Raw genomic sequence first — 20,471 nt, 5'->3', positions numbered from 1 at the left:
CCTGGGGGTCATTGTGTTCGTTTCCTGAGCAGCCTTCTTTGTGAGGCTTCAGTTCCAGTGTGGATCAAAGTGCGTCGGAGTGCCATTGCGAAACGTTGTCGCAACGCAAAAGCCCGGCCTCTCGCGAGGCCGGGCTGACGTCGATCCGCCGATCTGAAGTTTGCGATCAGCCGCGGGTACGCGAGCGGATCATGAAGCTGTCGTAGGTATACTCGGCAACCTGCCACCACAGATATTCATCCGAGCGGTAGGCCTGCATCGCGTCGATGACCTTCTTGAAGTCGGCGTTCTTGGCCGAGATCTCGCCCCACAGCTCGTTGGTCGCCTTGAGGCAGGCCTCGAGCACCTCGTTGGTGAACGGCCGCAGCTGCGTGCCGCCGGCGACCAGGCGCTTCAGCGCCGCCGGGTTCACCTGGTCGTAGCGCGCGGCCATCCAGGTGTTGGCATTGACCGTCGCGTTGGCGAGGATCGACTGATAGTGCTTCGGCAGCTCGTTCCACTTGTCGAGATTGGCGAAGGCGTGGACGGTCGGACCGCCCTCCCAGAAGCCCGGGTAGTAGTAGTACTTCGCCACCTTCTGGAAGCCGAGCTTCTCGTCGTCATACGGACCGACCCACTCGGCGGCGTCGATGGTGCCCTTCTCGAGCGACGGGTAGATGTCGCCGCCCGCGAGCTGCTGCGGCACGACGCCGAGCTTCTGCAGCACCTGGCCGGCGATGCCACCGATGCGGAACTTCAAGCCCGAAAGGTCGGCGACGGTCTTGATCTCCTTGCGGAACCAGCCGCCCATCTGGGTGCCGGTGTTGCCGCAGGGGAAGCCAATGACGTTGGCGGCCTTCTTGAAGAACTCGTTGGCGAGCTCGTTGCCGCCGCCCTGATACAGCCAGGAGTTCTGCTGCCGGGCGTTCAGGCCGAACGGCACCGAGGCGAAGATCGCGAAGGTCGGGTCCTTGCCGACGTAATAATACGACACCGTATGGCACATCTCGACGGTGTTCTTGGAGGTCGCGTCGAGCGCCTGCAGGCCCGGCACCAGCTCACCAGCCTGGAAGACCTGGATCTGGAACTTGTTGTCCGTCATCTCGGCAACCTGCTTCGCCATATATTCGGCGCCGCCATAGATCGTGTCGAGCGACTTCGGGAAGCTGGAGGTCAACCGCCATTTGATCTCGGGCATCGACTGCGCGATCGCAGGCGAGGCCACCGCTGCCGACGCGGCGGCACCGGCGGCCGAGACCTTCAGAAAATCACGACGCTTCATATTAAGGCATCTCCTTGTTGGGGGCGTTTTCCCGTTGAAAAAGCATTTATCCGCCGATGCGATTGGCCGCACACGGTCGAAGGCGATCCGGGCCGGGCTTTAGCACGGAACCGGTTAAGCGAAAACGCGACGTTGGAATGACAAACGGTCCAATAGTCGCACACGCTTCGCTGCAGTGCATCAAGCAGCGGCGATCGCGTCCTTGAGCTGATCCCGCACCGACGCGGCGATGGCCCGGTAGATCGCGGCATGCGGACCCTTCGGCTCGCTCTCGACCACCGGGTTGCCGGCGTCCGACGTCGAGCGGATGTCCATGTGCAGCGGGATTTCACCAAGGAACGGCACGCCGAGCCGCTCGGCCTCGTGGCGCGCGCCGCCATGGCCGAAGATGTCGGAGCGGGTGCCGCATTGCGGGCACTGGAAGTAGCTCATGTTCTCGATGATGCCGAGCACGGGCACGTTGACCTTGCGGAACATCGCAAGCCCGCGGCGGGCGTCGATCAGCGACAGGTCCTGCGGCGTCGACACGATCACGGCGCCCTTCAGCGGCACGTTCTGCGCCAGGGTCAGCTGGGCGTCGCCGGTGCCCGGCGGCATGTCGACGACGAGCACGTCGAGCGTGCCCCACGCGACGTCGCGCAGCATCTGGTTGATCGCCGACATCACCATCGGGCCGCGCCAGATCATCGGGCTGTCCTCGTCGACGAGAAAGCCGATGGACATGATCGACAGGCCGAACCGCGACAGCGGAATCATCTTCTTGTCGTCGGTGAGCTTGGGCTTTTCCTGCAGCCCGGTCAGCCGCGGCACCGACGGGCCGTAGATGTCGGCGTCGAGCAGCCCGACCTTGAGGCCGAGATCGCGCAAGCCCAGCGCGAGATTGATCGCGGTGGTCGACTTGCCGACACCGCCCTTGCCCGAGGCCACCGCGATGACGGCCGCGATACCCGGGATCGCGGCCTGCCGGGACATCGGCGAGTCCGCCGGATGCTGGTGCTGATGCGGACGATGCGCCGCGACCGGCTGCACGCCGCCCTGTCGCGGCGGCGGGGCGGCAGCGCCCGCCTTGCGCTCCGCGGTCAGCGCGATCATCGCCATGGTCACGCCGGGTATGGCGCGCACGGCGGCTTCGGCTTTCGCGCGGGTGTCTTCCCAGGCGCGGGCCTCGCTGGCCTCGACATTGATCGAGAAGAACACCTTGCCGTCATTGGCCGTGATCGGCGACAGCACGCCGGCGTCCGGCAGCGCCACGCCACGTGGCGAGCGGACCCGCTTGAGTGCCTCGATAACCTGCTGCTGCGTCACGCTCACGGCGCGTCTCCTGAAGAAGTTCAGAACGCGCCACATCGTCGCGCCCTATCCCGTTGGCCGGACATGATCTTCCGTCGTCTGCGACGGTACCGCTCCGGCCCTGCGTTGCGCTGCTTCATAAGGCCGACCGGCTCAAAACGCCACCATGGTTCCGATGTCGGAGGCGGTCTCGACCGGCGCATCCTCGGCCCGCTCCTTCGCTGCCTCGTAATTGAGCTCGATCATCACGCCGTTGGGGTCGCGCACGAAGATCTGCCACAGCTCCCCGCCCGGCACCTGCCGCGCCTCGAACGGCATGCCCTTGGCGGCGAGCCGCGCCTTCATGCCGGCGAAGCCGCGGCTGACGAAGGCGACGTGGTGGACGACGCCGGAGTCCGGCTTCTGTGCCTCTGAGGTCGGCGAGATGTCGACGAGGTGCACCACCGGGCGGCCCTCGCTGTACATCCAGGCGCCAGGAAAGGCGAAGTTCGGCCGGGCGCCGTTCTCCAGCCCGAGCACGTCTTCATAGAAGCGGACCGTCTCGGCGAGGTTGCGGGTCCGGATGTTGAAATGATCGAGCACGCCGACGCTGACGCCCATGCGAGACACTCCCCTGGCTGGTTCGTTGGTTGACTGGATTTCGTTGCGCGATGACGGCTTTGCAAGCCGTCATGATGATGCCTCTTTAGCACGCGGCGCCGCTTTCGCATCCGTCACGAAGCCGTTGCCCCCGCCTCTCAAGCCGTTATGGTGCGGCGTCCAGCACCGCCGCGACCCGCGCCGGATGCTGATGTGTTCCTTTCAAGAACAGCCCGGCCCTCTCAAGGCTGTCGGCAGAACCCCAAGGTCAAGGTAGCTCATATGGCTAAAGTCGCTTTCATCGGTCTCGGCGTCATGGGTTTCCCCATGGCAGGACATCTCGTGAAGAAGGGCGGTCACGAGGTCACGGTCTACAACCGTACCGCGGCCAAGGCGAAGGAATGGGCCGACAAGTTCGGCGGCAAGGCAGCCCCCACGCCGAAGCAGGCCGCGGAAGGCCAGGACTTCGTGATGTGCTGCGTCGGCAACGACAACGACCTGCGCGCGGTCACGATCGGCCCGGACGGCGCATTTGCCGGCATGGCGAAGGGCGCGACCTTCGTCGACCACACCACCGCCTCGGCTGAAGTGGCACGTGAGCTCGACGCCGCAGCCACCAAGGCCGGCTTCAAATTCATCGACGCGCCAGTGTCCGGCGGCCAGGCCGGCGCCGAGAACGGCGTGCTGACGGTGATGTGCGGCGGCACCGCCGACGCCTATGCCGGCGCCGAGCCGGTGATCGCGGCCTATGCCCGGATGTGCAAGCTGCTGGGACCGGCCGGCAGCGGCCAGCTGACCAAGATGGTCAACCAGATCTGCATCGCCGGCCTCGTGCAGGGCCTGTCCGAGGGTATCCATTTCGCGAAGAAGTCCGGCCTCGACGTTCCCGCTGTCATCGAGACCATCTCCAAGGGCGCCGCCCAGTCCTGGCAGATGGAGAACCGCTACAAGACCATGAACGACGGCAAATACGACTTTGGTTTTGCGGTGGAATGGATGCGCAAGGACCTGTCGATCTGCCTCAGCGAAGCGCGCCGCAACGGCGCCCATCTGCCGGTGACCGCGCTGGTCGACCAGTTCTATTCCGAGGTCGAGAAGCTCGGCGGCAAGCGCTGGGACACGTCGAGCCTGCTGGCCCGGCTGGAGAAGTGATTCCGCCGCTCTCCGACTGATCGATCTGCCGCTGCGCGTGTGCTGCGGCGGCAGATTTCCGATCCGGGACCTTGGCAGGCCCCGGCTCATCTGCCTTCCCCCATGTATTGCCGCAGACACGCGGCGGGATACGTCCGCCGCGGACGGGCGCCATTGCGCCATCTGCGACTCGCTGATACCCCTTGCAATCGCTAATCGTTCGCATGTGTTGCCCGATCGAGACACCCACTCAGAGAAAGATGGATATGTAATGTTATAACATTACATATCCGTTGGGCTGGGCTAACTCTCGTCGTGGTGATCATGAACGTTGGCTGGGGGCGCAGATGGCCGGGAAGCCGGCTGCTGCGATGGGGAGCGGAATGAGCGTGCGCGACGTCTGGGGTTCGATATCGCTTGCGGGGCTGCTGGTGGCAGGCTGGTCGGCGGTGCCGGCGGCTTATGCCCAACAGACCTCCCCTCCGGACGGGAGGCAGGCCGCCGCAGACACCCTGCTGCCGGACGTGACGGTCGATGCGCCGCGGCAGCGCCCGGCGGCCGGCCGCGCGCCCTCCTCGACCCAAGCCGCCCGTCGGACCACACCTCCGGCGTCCCGGCGCATGGCCGCGCCCACGCCCGCAGCAGCGCCGACGCGGCCTTCGTCCAACACGGCGGCCACCACGCCGCTCAACGGCAATGCGACGCCCGCGAGCGGCAGCCGGCTCGGCCTCACCGTACGCGAGCTGCCGGCCTCGATCGAGGTGGTCGGCGCCGAGACGCTGCGTGAGCAGGGCTACCACACGACCGTCGACGCGGTGAAAGGCGCCGCCGGCGTCAGCGCGGGTGATGCCCCGAACGATGTCGGCTTCGCGATGCGCGGCTTCCAGGGCAATCAGGTCAACGTGCTCTACAACGGCATCAACATCGGCCCGACCGGCTTCACCGCGCTGACGATGGAGACGTTCAACCTCGACCGGGTCGAGTTTCTCAAGGGCCCCTCCTCGCTGATCTCGGGCCAGGGCGCGGTCGGCGGCACCGTCAATTTCGTGACCAAGACCCCGCACACCGGCCCGATCGAGAGCGAAGCCTTCGTCGGCTTCGACCAGCGCGGCACGTTCCGCAGCGGCTTCGGCTCGGGCGGCAGCACGACCGTCAAGGGCCTGGACTATCGCTTCGACATCAGCCGGACCAGGGAGGTCGGCTTCATCGACGACACCGAGTTCAAGAATATCCATGTCTCAGGCCAGCTCGACTACCGGCTGTCCGACAGCTTCAAGACCTTCTTTGCTGCCGAGTTCAAGGACTACAAGGCCAAGCCCTATGAGGGCACGCCGCTGGTGCCGGTCACCTTCAGCGGCGCCAACGCGACCAGCGGCATCGTCTCAGGCACCAAGGTGTCGGCCTACAACGGCACCGATCTCGGCGCCGTCACGATCGACGGCCGCACGCTGTCGACCAACTACAACGTGGTCGACGGCCACAAGACGATCAAGGAATCGTGGGTCCGCAGCGGGTTCGAATGGGACCTGAGCAACGACGTCAGGCTGCAGAGCCAAGTCTACAACTACAACGCCAGCCGCGACTGGTACAACAACGAGGTCTCGGCGTTCAACGCGACCACCAACACCGTCGATCGCGAGCGGTTCTTCGTCCACCACAACCACAACATGGTCGGCAACACCACCGACCTCACCTGGAACGCCAACCTGTTCGGTCTGGCCAACCGGCTCGTGACAGCGGTGGAAAGCTCGCATACCGACTTCACGCGGCCTGGCGCGGCGATCTTCCCGGGTGACAGCATTCCGCTGACCGGCTTCGACCGAGGCGTCTACGGCCCGCTCGGAACGCAGTTGCAGACCGCCACCATCGACAGCGTGGCACTCAATCTCGAAGACCGGCTGAAGCTCACCAACAATTTCGCGCTGGTCGGCGGCCTGCGCTACAACCCGTTCTCGCTCGACCGCAACTCGATCGACAAGAACGGCGTCGTGAAGAGCGGCTTCCCCTATTCCAAGAGCTGGCAGCCAGTCACAGGCCGCATCGGCTACACCTGGGAAGTGCTCCCGGGCACCACCTTCTACAGCCAATATGCGACCGCCACCGACATCTCCGCTGACAGCATCTTCCTGCTGAGTCCGACCCAGAACCTCACGCTCTCGGACTCCCGCAGCTATGAGACCGGCGTCAAGCAGCTCGCGTGGAACGGCCGTGCGGAGTGGACCTTCTCCGCCTTCGATATCGAACGCAACAACGTCTACAGCGCCCAGGCCGGCCAGCAGCTCAACCTGGCCGGCAAGGTGAAATCTCAGGGCATCGAGGTCGCAGCCGCCGTGCGGCCGACACCCGAGAGCAGGCTCTGGGGCAACGTCGCCTATGTCCGCGCCCGCTATGCCGATTATGATCTCGCCGGCGGCGGCTCGTTCTCGGGCAACACGCCGCCCAACATTCCCGCCGTCATCGTCAATGGCGGCGGCTCCTACCGCTTCCTCAATCCCGGCTGGTGGCCGGTCGAGCTTGGTTTCTCCGTGCGCCACGTGGGCGATCGCTGGAGCACCGATGCCAACACGGTGAAACTGCTCGCCTACACCACCGCCGATCTGTTCGCGTTCGTCGACCTGCCGAGGGTACCGCTGTTCGCCACCGCGACCAGCACGCGGCTCGCCTTCCGCGTCCGCAACGTTGCCGACAAACGTTATGCGGCTTGGAGCGATCCGTTCTATCCCGACCAGATCTTCCTCGGCGCGCCCCGCACCTACGAGGTCGAAGCCTCGTTCAAGTTCTGATGGCCGCATGATCCGGGCGCTGATCCTCACGCACCGCTGGCTGAGCATCCCGCTGGGTCCGCTGTTCGTGCTGTGGTTCGCGACCGGGATCGTGATGCACTACGTGCCGTTCCCGGCGCAGACCGAGAGCGAGCGCTTCGCCGCGCTGCCCGTGCTCGACACCGCCCTGTCGCTGCACGGTCCCGCGGAGGCCCTCGTCGCAGGTGGCATCGATCATCCCGACCGCATCCGGCTGATGCAGCGCGTGGATGGTCCGGTCTATGTCATCTCGGCCGCCGGCCGCAGCGCGGCCATTCGTGCAGACACGCTGGCCGCGGCCGATGTGAGCGCCCCCGACCTCGTGCTGTCGATCGCGCGCACGGCAGCCCGGCGGCGCGGGCTCGAGGCCGATGGCGCCACCATCGCCTCACTGGAGCACTACGACCAATGGACGGTGCCAAACCGTTTCGACGTGCATCGTCCGCTGCACCGGATCGCGCTCAACGATCCCAATGGCACCGAACTCTACGTGTCCTCGATCACCGGCGAGGTCGTGCTCGACACGACACGGTCCGAACGCGCCTGGAACTACGTCGGCAGCGTCGTCCATTGGATCTATCCGACCGTCCTGCGCAAGGACTGGGCGGCCTGGAACGCCGTCGTGTGGTGGCTGTCGCTCGCGGCGGTCATCGCCGCCGTGAGCGGCGCGCTGCTCGGCCCGATGGGGCTGAGATATCGGAAGGCGCGGCTGTGCTCGCGCTACCACGGCTGGCACCTCTGGCATCATTGGGCCGGCCTGATCTGCATGCAGTTCGTGCTGACCTGGATGGTCAGCGGCTGGCTGTCGATGGACCATGGCAGGCTGTTTGCGACCGGCCATCTGACGCCGTCCGAGCAAGCCATTCTCGTCGGCGCACCGGATTGGACCGGCTTGACGACGGCGGCGCTCGCGGCGGTGCATGGCGAGGTCCGCGAGATCGAGTGGTTCGCCTTCGGCGGCCGCCTCTATCAGCGCATCCGGCGCGCGCCGAGCCAGCAGCAGATTTCGGTGCTGGACGGCGCATCAGCACGCATCGTCGGCCGTTTCCTGCAGCCGGCCGACGTCAATACCGCGGTGTCGCGCCTGCGCGGCGATTGCGCGCGCTCGACCGAAGTCGAGCCGGGCGACGACTATCCGTTCGTCTCCGATGTGCCGGGCGCGCCGGTCCATCGCGTGATCTGCGGCGACACCTGGTATCATGTCGACGCCGCCTCCGGCGCGGTGCTCGAGAAGCTCGATCCGTCCCGACGCGCCTATCGGTGGCTCTATCAGGCGCTGCACACGCTCGACTTTCCGGCCCTGCTCGCCCATGCGGCGCTGCGCACGGTTCTCATCGTCGGCCTCTGCGCGATCGGCCTCGTCTTCAGCATCACGGGCGTGGTGATCGGCTGGCGCCGCCTGCGAATGCAGCTCCGCTGAGCCTCGCCACAATCGTTAATTTAACGCGCGGTTAACGCAAATTTTTCGTTGTCTATAATCCGTCTTAAGGATTTGGGCCCAGTTATAGACAATGCAGAAAGCAGCCCGTACCTCGCGGGCAGGATTTGTGTTGTTTGATGAGTAAACCCGCTGAAAAGCCTGAGGTCGTCGAGCTTCCGGCAGATCCGCCGGCGCTTGCACCAGCAAGCCAGCGCCGGGCCGCGCAGCAGCGGGTGCGCGAGGCGCGCGACCGGTTAACGTCGACGTCGGGAACACGTCCGGCCTTCGATCGCGAGCTGCTGCGCCAATACGCACAGACCCGCATCTCCGCCTCCTACATCGTCGTGCTGCTGGTGGTCGCAACCGGCCTGATGCTCAGCGTCTGGCTGCATACGATCGCGGCTGGCGCATGGACGCTCGGCGTGCTCTGCATTCATGCCGCGATCGTGCGCAACTGCTCGAACTTCCTCGCCGACCAGCCGTCGCTGGCGGCTACGCGGCGCTGGCGCACGCGCTTCGTGCTGCTCGACTTGCTCTACGGCGTTTGCTGGATGGCGATCTTGATCCATCCGGCGCTCGCGGCGGTGTCGGGCACGCTGATGATGTTCCTGATGCTGCTGGTGATCGCGGTCTCGAGCATGCTCGCCGCCAACCTGCCCGTCGCCGCCGTCGCCGTCACCGCACCGATGACGGTCGCCATCACCCTCAGCCTCGCGCTGTCGGGCACGTTCGACAACTACCTGCTCGCCGGGTTCGCCGTCGCCGCCGAAGGCTACTTCGTGCTGCTCGCCCATCAGCTGCATGCGACGACGCTGGCCACGCTCGAAGCGCGCGCCGAGAAGGACGCCTTGATCGGCGAACTCGAGCAGGCCAAGGCGATCTCCGACGAGGCACGCTACCGCGCGGAGGCCGCCAACGTCGCCAAGTCGCGCTTCCTTGCGCAGATGAGCCATGAGCTGCGGACGCCGCTGAACGCCATCCTCGGCTTTTCCGAGGTGATGAAGAGCGAGATCTTCGGCGTCCATGCGGTGCCGGTCTACAAGGAATATTCGGCCGACATCCACAATTCGGGCGTCCACCTGCTCAACCTCATCAACGAGATCCTCGATCTCTCGCGCATCGAGGCCGGCCGCTACGAGCTGAACGAGGAAGCCGTGGCGCTGGTGCACGTGATCGCCGACTGCCACCATTTGCTGAAGCTGCGCGCAACGAGCCGCGGCATCACCATTCACGAGGTGTTCGAGCAGAAGATGCCGCGGCTGTGGGCCGACGAGCGCGCGATCCGCCAGGTCGTGCTCAACCTGCTCTCCAACGCCATCAAGTTCACGCCGCAGGGTGGCGACATCTGGCTGAAGGCTGGCTGGACGGCCTCGGGCGGACAATATCTCAGCGTCAAGGACACCGGCTCGGGCATCCCCGAGAACGAGATTCCGATCGTGCTCGCGTCGTTCGGCCAGGGCTCCAACTCGATCAAGTCGGCCGAACAGGGCGCGGGATTAGGCTTGCCCATCGCCAAGAATCTGATCGAGATGCATGGTGGCACGTTCACGCTGAAATCGAAGGTCCGCATCGGCACCGAGGTGATCGTCACCTTCCCGCCGGAGCGGGTGATGTCGGCGCTCGCTCCGCTGTCGGACGAGGCACCGCCATTGCAGCCGGAGCATGCGATCGCCCCCGCTCAGGAGAAGCGCCGGGTGCGCAAGCCGATCATGAATGCCGGAACGGGACTGTGAGATGATTGCACTTGCACGACAGTGTCAGAACCTTTCAAACTCGCGCCATGAGCCAGGATACGCCCTGCATCGCCGTCTGCATGATCGACCCCAAGACAAAGCTCTGCTTCGGCTGCGGACGCACGCTGCCGGAGATCGCCCGCTGGGGCCGCATGTCGACCGACGAGCGGCTCGCGCTGATGGACGGGCTGCCGTCCCGCATGCACGACGCCGGTCTGCCCGCGCTGGCGCGTCGGCGCGACTGAGCGCCTCCGTGCCGACGGGAGGCGCGGCATGAACAAGGTCGTGCTCGTTTTCGTCACCATGGTGCTCACCGCGGGCGCCGTGATCGTCTACAAGGATCCCGAGCAGGCGGCGCTCGCGAGCGACACAGTGTCGGAGGTTCTGCGCAGCCGCGCGCTCAGGGCCAAGGCGAGTCCTCCGACCAGCGCGGTCGAGATCGAGCGCACCAGAGGCGGCGAGTTCGCGTTGCGCGCCAAGATCAACGGCGTCACCGCGCCGATGGTGGTCGACACCGGCGCCACATCGGTGGTTCTGACCTACGAGACCGCCAAGGCCGCAGGCCTGCCGCTCGAACTGCTCGCCTACGACGTCGACGTCGAGACCGCTGGCGGCCACACCAAGGCGGCGCGATTGACTTTGGACCGGCTCGCGATCGGCAAACTGGTGGAACGCTCGGTTCCGGCGCTGGTGGTACCGCACGGCCAGATGAAGACCAACTTGCTCGGCATGAGCTTCCTCGACCGGCTGGAGCGCTGGGAAGTGCGCTCCGACCGGCTGATGCTGCACGGCTTTCCCGATCGCAGCTGAGGGGCTGAGCCTCGTGGCAGCCTGCAATCCGGTTGCGCGACAGGCCGTTGTCGAACTGCCGCCGCTGGCCTGAGCCGCTCAGGCCAGCGCAGCAACCGCAGGGCGCTCCTCGACCATCGCGACCGCCTCGCGCAGCACCTCGATGCCGGCGCCCGGCTTGACGCCGCGCTCGGCGAGATGGCGGCGGAACGCGCGTGCGCCGGGCACCGCGTGATAGGCGCCGACGAGATGCCGCGTGATCGCGTGCAGCCGCGTGCCCTGCCCGAGCTGGCGCGCGATGTACGGCTCGAACGCCGCCAATGCGCCCTTCATGGTTCGATGCGGCGCGACGTCGCCGAACAGGACGGGATCGACATCGAGCAGCCGCCACGGCTCCTGATAGGCCGCTCGCCCGAGCATCACGCCATCGACATGCGCGAGATGACCTTGCGCAGCTTCGATGCTGCCGATGCCACCATTGATGATGACGGGCACGTGCGGCAGCCTCGCCTTCAGCCGGTACACCCTGTCGTAGTCGAGCGGCGGGACGTCACGGTTCTCCTTCGGCGACAAGCCGTCCAGCCACGCCTTGCGCGCGTGCACGATCAGCGCGTCTGCGCCGCTGTCGACGACCGCGTCCGCCAGCATATCGAGTGCGATTTCCGGATCCTGATCGTCGATGCCGATGCGGCACTTCACCGTGACGGGAATGCGAACGGCGTGCTTCATCGCGGCGACGCAGGCGCCGACGAGCGCAGGCTCGGCCATCAAACAGGCCCCGAAGCGGCCGTCCTTCACCCGGTCCGACGGGCAGCCGACATTGAGGTTGATCTCATCGTAGCCGAACTCCTCGCCGATCTTGGCTGACGTCGCGAGATCGCCGGGATCGGAGCCGCCGAGCTGCAGCGCCACCGGATGCTCGCTTCGATCGAAGCCGAGCAGCCGCTGGCGGTCGCCATGTATCACGGCACCGGTCGTGACCATCTCGGTATAGAGCAGCGCCCGGCGCGACAGCAGCCGATGGAACACCCGGCAATGCCGGTCGGTCCAATCCATCATCGGCGCCACGGAGAAGCGCCAAGTCGTTGATTCCACTGTTTTATTCCAGACATCAGCCATTGGAAGTGTACCAGAGCCACCCGATCACCGCGCATTTACACCGGTTTCCACCGATTTCGACCCGTTTTTCGTGCGCAGCACAACAATGTCGGATCGGAGAGGATCGATGGTTTACCGAATTCAACCACAACGTTCCGCAGATCGCGGCTGCGTCTGGTCATCGCTCCCTGACGGGTCTCATGCGATACAACCATCTGCGCCGAGCCGCGTGCTCCCACAGCTTCTGTCAAACCACCGTCACGAAACACGAACACAAGGAAACGATCTCGACCTTGGCGGCCCATGCAGCCGAGCTTGATCCCGCGCCCGGAGCAGTATCCCGCACGGCGCGCTGCATCCGAAGACCGATCACGGGAATTGCAGGTACCAAATCTTGACCGAGGCACGCCACGCAGACCCGCGCGACAATGATCTGGTCGCGGAGAAGCAAGGCGCCCGGTCTTCCGGCGTCGATCTCGTCGCCCGCCAGAGCATGGCTCAGCTGAGAACGCTGAAGCTGCTGATTGCAGCATCCGGCCTCGCCGGGCTGGGCTATGAGATCGTCTGGACGCGCCAGCTCGCCCTCGCCTTGGGCACGGAGATGATGGCCGTGCTCGGCGCCATCGCAGGATTCTTCGCCGGGCTGGCGGTGGGCGCCTTCGTCCTCGATGGCCGGATCCGCCGCGCCGCCAATCCGCACCGGGTGTATGCCGTCCTCGAAACGGTCATCGGCCTGTGGGGGCTGTGTGCGGTCTGGCTGCTTCCCGCGTGCGCGCGCGCCCTCGCGCCGCTGCTCGGCACGGCGCCTTCCCCCGTGTTGTTGTGGAGCGCGAGCTTCCTGCTGCCGACGCTGGTGCTGTTGCCGGCGACGGTGGCGATGGGCGGCACGCTGACCGCGCTGGAACGCATGACGTCCGCGGCGCATGGCACGCGGCCCGTCAGCGCCGGCGTCTACGCCGCGAACACCGCCGGCGCCGTCGCCGGCACGCTGCTGTCCACCTTCGTGCTGATCCCCGCGCTCGGATTGTCGGCGACGCTGCTTTGCCTGGCAGCCGTCAACGCGGCCTGCGCGCTCGCAGCGCTTCGCCTCGGCCGAGCCCCGCAGGTCGACGCTCGCGCGCGCGACGATCGCAGGCGTGCTGTCGCCGGCCTCCGCCTGACAGGAACCCTGTTCGTCACCGGCCTGCTCGGCATCGTGTTCGAAGTGCTGGTCGTGCGCCTGGCCGCGCAGATGATGCAGGACACGGTCTATAGCTTCGCCTGTCTGTTGGCCGCCTACCTGCTGGGCACTGCGATGGGCGGCATGATCTGGCAGCGCGTGGGGCACACGGTTGCGCGCGGCAGAACCGCGTTGATCAGCGGCACCGCGCTCGTCTGCCTCGGCACGGCGCTCGTGACGCCCTTGCTGGGCGGCCTCGCTGACAGCGCTGCGAGCCTCGGCGTCGTCGGCGAGCTCGGCATTGCGCTGGCGCTGTTCCTGTTGCCTGCGATGGCGATGGGCGCCTTGTTCGGCCAGCTCATGCAGGATGTCCGCGACGTCAGAGGATCGGTCGGCTGGGCCGTCGGCATCAACAGCCTCGGCGCAGCCATTGCGCCGCTGGTCGCGGCACAGCTGCTGATTCCCGCTTTCGGCACTTGGAGAGCATTGGTCCTCGTTGCCGTCGGATATCTTCTGCTGCTGCAGCCCCGACGCGCTGCGCTGCGCTGGGCGGCGGCGCCCGCTCTGCTTGCACTCGCGCTGTTGTGGCTTCCCGCCCCGCTGCTCATCAGGGTCCCGCCGGGCGGCAAGCTTCTGGCCGTGCGCGAGGGACCGATGGCGACCGCGAGCGTCGTCGACGACGCCTCAGGAGCACGCTATCTCGAGGTGAACGGCCACTTCCGCATGGGCGGCACCAGTTCGGTGCGATCCGATTTCCGCCAGGCCATGCTGCCGTTGCTCTTGCACCCAGCGCCGCGCAAGGCCCTCTTCCTCGGTGTCGGCACCGGCGCGACCGTGCTCGGCGCCGCGCAGATGCCGGATCTCGACGTGCGCGCGGTCGAACTCTCTTCCGAAGTCGTCGCGCTGCTGCCCTGGTTCGACAACCCCGGGGCCGAGAAGGAAAGGCCGCCGATCTCCGTTGCCGATGCCCGGCGCTTCATCATCGCCGATGACGGACGCTACGACGTGATCGTGGCCGACCTGTTCCACCCGGCGCTCGATGGCAGCGGCGCGCTGTACACGGTCGAACATTTCGCGGCCGTCAAGCGGCGACTGGCTGCCGAGGGCGTGTTTTGCCAGTGGCTGCCGCTCTATCAGCTCGATGCGCCGTCGCTGCGTGCGATCGTCAGGAGCTTTCTCGCAGTCTTTCCACAAGGGTCCGCCTGGCTGAACCATTACAGCGTGCGCACGCCGATGCTGGCTCTGATCGGATCAGGCACCCCGAGCCCGATCGACCCCGAACTCGTCGCCGCACGGTTCTCCGACCGGAAGCTTCACCCGATCATTCAACCGCTCGGCTTCGATCAGCCGATCGACCTTCTGGGCCAGTATATCGCCGGCGCGAAAGCGCTCACGAGCTTCGCCGGTCCGGGACCGCGCAACACCGACGATTTCCAGTTCGTCACGTTCGACGCGCGCAGCAACGTCCACGCTCTCTCGGCGGCCCCATGGCAATTGCTGCTGACGGTCCTGAGCCAGACAAAGACCGACGCGGCCGATTTGCTGGAAGACTCGAAACGCGGAATGTGGGAGCAACGGCTCGGCGCCTATTGGCGGGCTCGCAACCAATTCATCCAGGTCGGCGCGGCGCTGACCGGCGAACCGCGCGGACCGGCGCTCATCGCAGCCGCCGCACCCGGCCTCCTCGATTCCATTCGCGCCAGCGCCGAGTTCGAGCCGGCCTATGCGCCGCTGATGAGCATGGCAAAAGCGCTGCTTGCATCGGATCGCGCGGCTGCTGAACGCCTGCTTCAGGCAATCGACTCCGCCGCGCCGTCGCGACGCGAAGCGCGCGACCTGCTGTCGCGCGAGTTCGAACCATAGAGCGTCAGGACGCGAAGCTGACGCGGTAGCCCCAGCAATCCAGATGATCAGGAATCGCGTTGAACGCGATCGTGATACGTTGGTCGCCCTGATTGCGCGGCACCTCGTGGTAGAGATAGCTCGGGAACAGCACGAGATCGCCCGGCTCCGCCTCGGGCAGCACGTATTTGCCGGCATTGAACGGGCCGACCGCGGCGCTGCGCGTATGATGACGGAACGAGAAGTCGCTGCCGCCGGGCGGCCGAACGAACACGGTGCGGCTGCCGGGGTGAGACGGCGTCAGATAGAAGATGCCGGAGATGAAGCTGTTGGCATGGGCGTGCAGGGTCTGGTTGCCGCCGGTCTCCAGCATGTTCGTCCACATCTCCTTGACCGTCCAGCGCAGCTTCTCGCCGAACAGCAGCTCGCCGAAATCGATCAGCTTGGGCACGGCGAGCTCGGCGATGGTCTGAAACAGATTGTTGGCGCGGGGATCGGCGACCTCGGTGTGGAACAGTTGTCCGGACCGCAGGTTGTTCTCGATCTTCGAATTGCGGATGGCTGCCACCGCCGCGTCCTTGAGCTCGGCACTCAGCAGCCTGGGCGAACGCAACAACGGTATCGGAAAAAGAGCTTCGATCTGGTCCATGTCTCAAGGCCTTGCACGCGCCGCAATGGGACCGACAATTTGCCGACTTGCATGACAACCGGATGACGAGAGTGGAGACGCGGCGCGCGCCCGTCAGCGCGTCGGCATTTCGTCGGCACTGAGAATGTTGAGCCGCTCGCCGGGCTTCAGGCTGTGGGGCCGGTCGCGCACTTCCAGCACGGCCCTCTCGGCCTTCTCGACACAATCATCGAACTCGCCATTGCCGGCCTCGACCAGCGCCTGCTGAATGTCCCGCTCGGCGAAATAGCGCGACACGTCGTCCGTCGGCAGGGTCGCCGCCTGTGCGCGGGCCTCCGCCACTGCGGCGTCGCAGACCTCCTGCGTCGGCTCCTCGTCATGCGCCGATGCGACTGCGATCGTGAGGACTAGAACGGCGAGACTCACGGCGGACAAACGCGACATCACCTCGACGAACCCCAGGGAAAAGCAGGTTTCAAAGACGAAGCGCCGGTTCGCAAACTGGCGCTCGGAGTGAGCAGGATCCGACGGGACGATATGTCCCGCCGGATTGGTGCCGATCAATCAGTCGCGGTTGAACGCCCAGCGACCCCAGTGGCCCCAGTGACCCCAGTGGTCCCAATCGTGCCAGTGGTGATGCTCGTGAGCCAGCTTGCGGGCCAGCTCCTGATTCTTTTCGACCAGCAGCTTGGGCGTGCTGTAGGTTCGGACGAAGATCGGGTTCGCGTAGAACCAGACGTTCGACCAAGCCTGCACGTCGTTGGTCACCTTCTTGACGCCGCCGACCGTGCCGAGGTGCGAGGGACATGCCGGATCTGTGCAACTGACGGTGGCGTTGTTGGCATCGAGCAGCGGATTGCCGGCGCTGTCGGACACGTTCGGAGTCGCCGGCGGGATGTTGGTGCCGCGGGCGCGGATGTAGAACGGTGTCTGGCCGGCGATGAAGGTGGTCGTGAAGCTGAGGCGGGTCGAACCGTCGCGCAGCTTGTGGCTCCGCATCTTGGTCGCCTGGATCTGCTTCGCGATCTTGGCCGACGGGTTGTAGACGATGGCCGCACCATCGACACCCTTGGCATTGGCCACCGCATAGCCAGGGGCGCCCGGCGCGATCGGACCGGTGATGTCACCGGTAATCAGATCGACGTGGTCGAGATAGGGCTTGTTCAACGGCTGCTTGATGCCGACCGGCAGCAGCAGCGGGTTGTTGAAGCCGTACGGGCTGTTGTTGGAGGCCGGAACGGTCATCTCCATCTCGAGCGTGACCTTCTCGCCCGGGCGCACGACGAGCGTCTCGCCCATCGTCTTCCAGTCGTCGTCCCACTCACCCTTCGCACGGAACTCCATGTCGGAGCCGATGATGTCGGCGTTGACCGAGTAGGAATTACCCGAGCGCATGCCGTCGATGATCGACTGCTGGGAGAAGCGCCGCTCGTTCGGCACGTACAGCCTGGTGTACTCGCCGGGGATGAAGTCCGCCGTCGTGCCGGGATCGCGCGCGCCATAGACGCCGCGGCTGTGCCAGTCCGAACTCTGGAACAGGAAGAAGTTGCGGCCTTCGCCGAGCAGACCGTCCCACAGCCCGCCGACCTTGGCGGTGTAGACGCCCTGCATGCCGTAGGTGCCGCCGCCGACTGCGCCCGAGCCATAGGAGCCCGAGCCGCCGTTCACGCCGCCCTCGGCCATATGACCCGGGGCTTCGATGCCGAACGCGACCGTCGGGCCGGCGTTGTTGAAGTCACGGAAGTGCTCGATGTTGTAGCCGGCCGAGCCGTTCGGATTGAACGGTCCCTGCCGCTCGGTATGGGTCGGCACAGCATAGGATTGCAGCGGGTGGTTCGCCTGCAGCCAGGCGATGCCGGCGACGGCCTTCTGGTGACCGGCCGTGCCGGAATTGTTGACATTGTCCTTGCCGGCCCAGACCGGGTTGTTGCTGGCATCGACCGGACCGATGGCGTCGGTGTCGGCGCGGTCGAAGCGATATTCGAACTCGGCCATCTTGTCGGCATTGCCGTAACCGCGCGGGTTCTGGCCGGCGATCACGGCGACGTCGCCATGCTCGTGACCGGGCAGGATCCACTCCAGGCCCTCGACCAGCACCTTGTTGTAGGTCGCGGTGCGATTGACGATGGTTGGGTACTCGATCTCCTTGATCGACTGCCAGCGCCACATCTTGGCGCCGGTATCGGTGCCGTTCGGCGTGCCCTTCAGACTGGTGATCGTAATGCCGTCGATGGTCTTCCCGAGCGTCTGGCTCCAATACGTCGTCGTATTGTCGCCCGGGATGTTGGCGCTCGCATCGCTGAAGCGGCAATCGCGGTTGCCCGAACCGCCGTGGTTGCCGAGCGTGAACCAGTCGAGATCGAAATTGTTGCCGCCAGCCGCCGCGGTGCCCTTGCCGACCGAGCGGTCGATCGCATAGCCGGCAGCAACCGAACCGTCGGTACAGGTGTTGTGGTTGTGCATGTCGCCCGCGACATACGGATTGTTCTTGGTCGTTTCCCCCCAACGCTCCCCAGCGTCGGCGCTCTGTGACAGGGCCAGCGAGACCGAGGCCGCTGTCAGCAGGATTGTCTTGGTAGATGGAACCATTATCGTCGCCCCTAAAGAATTCGATCGATCTCCAAACGAGATGACAACGCGACCGATGCGCCGTCGTCATTCGCGGCGCGACCAAACCAAAACTCGGAGACAGTTTGTTGAAGGATTTATTTTTGCCGGTGCCTTCCCCACGAACATCGCGGTCCGCAGTCGTTGCGAAATTTTTGTGACACCGACGTTTGCCCGGTGACAACGGCAAGTGTGCCGTTGCATATACGCGCCGCGCAACGAGCGCGGTCCGAGTTGTAAAGAACGTATGTCAGCCCCTGCCATGTCGAATGCGGCGCAGACCTTCGAGAGCGCCCCTGCACGCTCCAATCAGCAAGATGGCAACAGCTCTTCCCCTGCGCGATCATCATCCGTGACCGCCCTGCGCGGGCTCAGCAGGGAGCCGCTCCTGCACTTCCTCGTTCTCGGTGGCCTGATCTTCGCGGCCGATGCCATCATCCACCCGCCGGCGAAGGACGAGAAGGTCATCACCGTGACCAAGGCCCTGCGCCAGTCCTTCATCGACACGTTCGACGAGGACAAGCAGCGGACCCCGAGCGAGGCCGAGCTGCAGAAGATGGTCGAGGCCTGGGTCGCCAGCGAAATCCTCTATCGGGAAGGCAAGACGCTCGGCGTCGACCGCGGCGACGAGATGATCCGCGACCGTGTCGCGTTCAAGCTGCAATATCTGATCTTCGATCAGGTGCGCGTGCCACAGCCGAGCGAGGAGCAGTTGCGCGCCTGGTTCGCCGACAATCATGCCCGGTTCGACGAGCCCGAGCGTGTCAGCTTCTTCATGACGCCACCCAGCGACGAAGCGACGGCGCGGCGCTATCTGGACGACATTCGCGAGCAGCGCGAATCCGAGGAGCTGCGCGATCAGACGCGCGCGATTCTCGACCGACCGGTGCCGAGCCTGGCCGCCGGCTTCGGCGACGGCTTCAGCGACGGCCTGCTCAAGGCGCCCCTCCAGGAATGGACCTTGCTGCAGTCGAAGGACGGGTGGCACGTGGTTCGTCTCGACGCCCGGAAGCCGGGCGCTCCGGCGAAGCTCGAGGACGTCAGCGCCGAGGCGGCCAAGATCTGGCACACCGAAGAGACACGGAAACGGGCCTGGGAGGCGGTGAGCCGGCTCAAGGCCAACTACACGATCAGGTACGAGCCGTGACCTGCGCACGTGCCCTCCTCGCCATCGCGCTGGCGCTCGCCGGACTGCTGCTTGGGCGGCCGGCGGTCGCGCATCAGGCGACGATCGCCGTGCTCGAGTTTCGCGAGATGCGTCCCGGCGCCTATATCGGGCGATGGACGACCTTGCCGAAGGATGGCGTCAACCGCATCGATCTCAAGATGCCCCCGCATTGCTACCTGCGCCTGCCGGAGCTCAATTGCGGCGACAAGGGCCTCGTCGGGCAGATGACGATCGCCAATCTCGGCGAGGACATGTCGGCTGCCATCATCCGCGTGACGTCGCTCGCTGGAGAGACGCGCAGCTATACGATCTCTGCGGCCAATCCGGTCGTGACCGTGCTGGGCACCGATGCGCCGACGCTCGACACCTGGCTCGAGCTGGCCAAGACATACGTCAATCTCGGCATTGACCACATCCTGCTCGGCGCCGACCACCTGCTGTTCGTGCTCGGGCTGATCTGGATCGTCCAGGGCGGCTGGCGCCTGCTCAAGACGATCACGGCTTTCACGATCGGCCATAGCGCCTCGCTGGCCGCAACAGCGTTCGGATGGATCGGTGTCGCCGAAGGGCCGCTCAACGCCTGCATCGCGCTCAGCATCGTGTTTGTCGGCGTCGAGATCGTCAAACAGCAGCGCGGCGAGATCGGGCTGACCGCCCGCTACCCATGGGCCGTCGCTTTCAGCTTCGGTCTGGTGCACGGCATCGGCTTCGCCAGTGCGCTCGCAGGCCTCGGGCTCGAACGACGGATCCTGCCTGCGGCATTGCTCTTCTTCAATGTCGGCGTCGAGATCGGACAGGTCCTGTTCGTGCTGCTGGTGCTGGCGCTGATCTGGGCACATCGCCGCCTCGGCGCGGCGCTGCCGCGCTGGGGCGCCGAGCTGCCGGCCTATGCAATCGGCTCGGTATCGATGTTCTGGTTCCTGGGCCGCCTGGTGCGGGTTCTGGCGGCCGCATGATGACGAATG

Annotated in this window: 16 protein-coding genes; 9 read left to right on the top strand and 7 right to left on the bottom strand. The window is 65.7% G+C overall.

The features are described from left to right. Positions 1-166: 166 nt before the first annotated feature. The 3 genes from ACQR1E_RS29360 to ACQR1E_RS29350 form a co-directional block, all read right to left on the bottom strand. Entirely contained in the window at positions 167-1,261 is a 1,095-nt protein-coding gene (locus ACQR1E_RS29360; RefSeq protein ID WP_316165001.1) for a TRAP transporter substrate-binding protein, read from the bottom strand. Between the two features lie 180 nt (positions 1,262-1,441). Beyond that, on the bottom strand, positions 1,442-2,572 hold the full coding sequence (locus ACQR1E_RS29355; RefSeq protein ID WP_315752566.1) for an Mrp/NBP35 family ATP-binding protein: 1,131 nt from the start codon (positions 2,570-2,572) through the stop codon (positions 1,442-1,444). A gap of 132 nt (positions 2,573-2,704) precedes the next feature. Beyond that, entirely contained in the window at positions 2,705-3,151 is a 447-nt protein-coding gene (locus ACQR1E_RS29350) for a VOC family protein (RefSeq protein WP_315827817.1), read from the bottom strand. Between the two features lie 261 nt (positions 3,152-3,412). Here ACQR1E_RS29350 and ACQR1E_RS29345 point away from each other — a divergent pair, with 261 nt between their 5' ends. From ACQR1E_RS29345 to ACQR1E_RS29320, 6 genes are all read left to right on the top strand, one after another. Beyond that, complete coding sequence (locus ACQR1E_RS29345; RefSeq protein ID WP_315717630.1) at positions 3,413-4,282, top strand: NAD(P)-dependent oxidoreductase; 870 nt, start codon at positions 3,413-3,415, stop codon at positions 4,280-4,282. 362 nt (positions 4,283-4,644) lie between these two features. Further along, positions 4,645-7,044 carry a TonB-dependent receptor domain-containing protein gene (locus ACQR1E_RS29340; RefSeq protein ID WP_434897902.1) on the top strand — a complete coding sequence of 800 codons (2,400 nt, stop codon included), beginning with the start codon at positions 4,645-4,647 and terminating at the stop codon, positions 7,042-7,044. Between the two features lie 7 nt (positions 7,045-7,051). Next, positions 7,052-8,482 (top strand): PepSY domain-containing protein, encoded by a 1,431-nt coding sequence (locus ACQR1E_RS29335; protein WP_316203739.1) that lies wholly within the window; start codon positions 7,052-7,054, stop codon positions 8,480-8,482. A gap of 137 nt (positions 8,483-8,619) precedes the next feature. Then, the gene (locus ACQR1E_RS29330; RefSeq protein WP_315717627.1) at positions 8,620-10,215 is read left to right on the top strand and encodes a sensor histidine kinase; all 1,596 of its coding nucleotides are present in this window, start codon (positions 8,620-8,622) and stop codon (positions 10,213-10,215) included. 47 nt (positions 10,216-10,262) lie between these two features. Further along, the gene (locus ACQR1E_RS29325; protein WP_315717626.1) at positions 10,263-10,460 is read left to right on the top strand and encodes a DUF1289 domain-containing protein; all 198 of its coding nucleotides are present in this window, start codon (positions 10,263-10,265) and stop codon (positions 10,458-10,460) included. Positions 10,461-10,488: 28 nt separating this feature from the next. Then, on the top strand, positions 10,489-11,025 hold the full coding sequence (locus ACQR1E_RS29320; RefSeq protein ID WP_316164993.1) for a TIGR02281 family clan AA aspartic protease: 537 nt from the start codon (positions 10,489-10,491) through the stop codon (positions 11,023-11,025). A 78-nt stretch (positions 11,026-11,103) separates the two neighbouring features. Here ACQR1E_RS29320 and dusA read toward each other — a convergent pair whose 3' ends face one another. Next, the gene (gene dusA, locus ACQR1E_RS29315) at positions 11,104-12,099 is read right to left on the bottom strand and encodes a tRNA dihydrouridine(20/20a) synthase DusA (protein ID WP_434897901.1); all 996 of its coding nucleotides are present in this window, start codon (positions 12,097-12,099) and stop codon (positions 11,104-11,106) included. Between the two features lie 397 nt (positions 12,100-12,496). Here dusA and ACQR1E_RS29310 point away from each other — a divergent pair, with 397 nt between their 5' ends. After that, entirely contained in the window at positions 12,497-15,124 is a 2,628-nt protein-coding gene (locus ACQR1E_RS29310) for a spermidine synthase (RefSeq protein WP_434897900.1), read from the top strand. Positions 15,125-15,128: 4 nt separating this feature from the next. Here the strand turns inward: ACQR1E_RS29310 and ACQR1E_RS29305 are convergent, their stop codons facing one another. From ACQR1E_RS29305 to ACQR1E_RS29295, 3 genes are all read right to left on the bottom strand, one after another. Further along, entirely contained in the window at positions 15,129-15,752 is a 624-nt protein-coding gene (locus tag ACQR1E_RS29305; RefSeq protein WP_316235507.1) for a 2OG-Fe(II) oxygenase family protein, read from the bottom strand. A gap of 93 nt (positions 15,753-15,845) precedes the next feature. Then, entirely contained in the window at positions 15,846-16,175 is a 330-nt protein-coding gene (locus tag ACQR1E_RS29300; RefSeq protein ID WP_316184731.1) for a hypothetical protein, read from the bottom strand. A gap of 120 nt (positions 16,176-16,295) precedes the next feature. Next, positions 16,296-18,320: a hypothetical protein gene (locus tag ACQR1E_RS29295; protein ID WP_315717480.1), complete on the bottom strand. Its 2,025-nt coding sequence runs from the start codon at positions 18,318-18,320 to the stop codon at positions 16,296-16,298. Between the two features lie 280 nt (positions 18,321-18,600). Here ACQR1E_RS29295 and ACQR1E_RS29290 point away from each other — a divergent pair, with 280 nt between their 5' ends. Together ACQR1E_RS29290 and ACQR1E_RS29285 are read left to right on the top strand one after the other, a co-directional pair. After that, positions 18,601-19,485, top strand: coding sequence for a peptidylprolyl isomerase (locus ACQR1E_RS29290; protein WP_316165434.1), 885 nt, complete (start codon positions 18,601-18,603; stop codon positions 19,483-19,485). After that, complete coding sequence (locus ACQR1E_RS29285) at positions 19,482-20,462, top strand: HupE/UreJ family protein (RefSeq protein ID WP_315768969.1); 981 nt, start codon at positions 19,482-19,484, stop codon at positions 20,460-20,462. Before ACQR1E_RS29290 ends, ACQR1E_RS29285 begins: the two co-directional genes overlap by 4 nt. Positions 20,463-20,471 lie beyond the last annotated feature (9 nt).

It is taken from the genome of Bradyrhizobium sp. HKCCYLRH1030 (assembly GCF_051168395.1).
In the GTDB taxonomy this organism is placed as follows: Bacteria; Pseudomonadota; Alphaproteobacteria; order Rhizobiales; family Xanthobacteraceae; genus Bradyrhizobium.
This window is presented reverse-complemented; position numbering and strand designations above follow the sequence as displayed.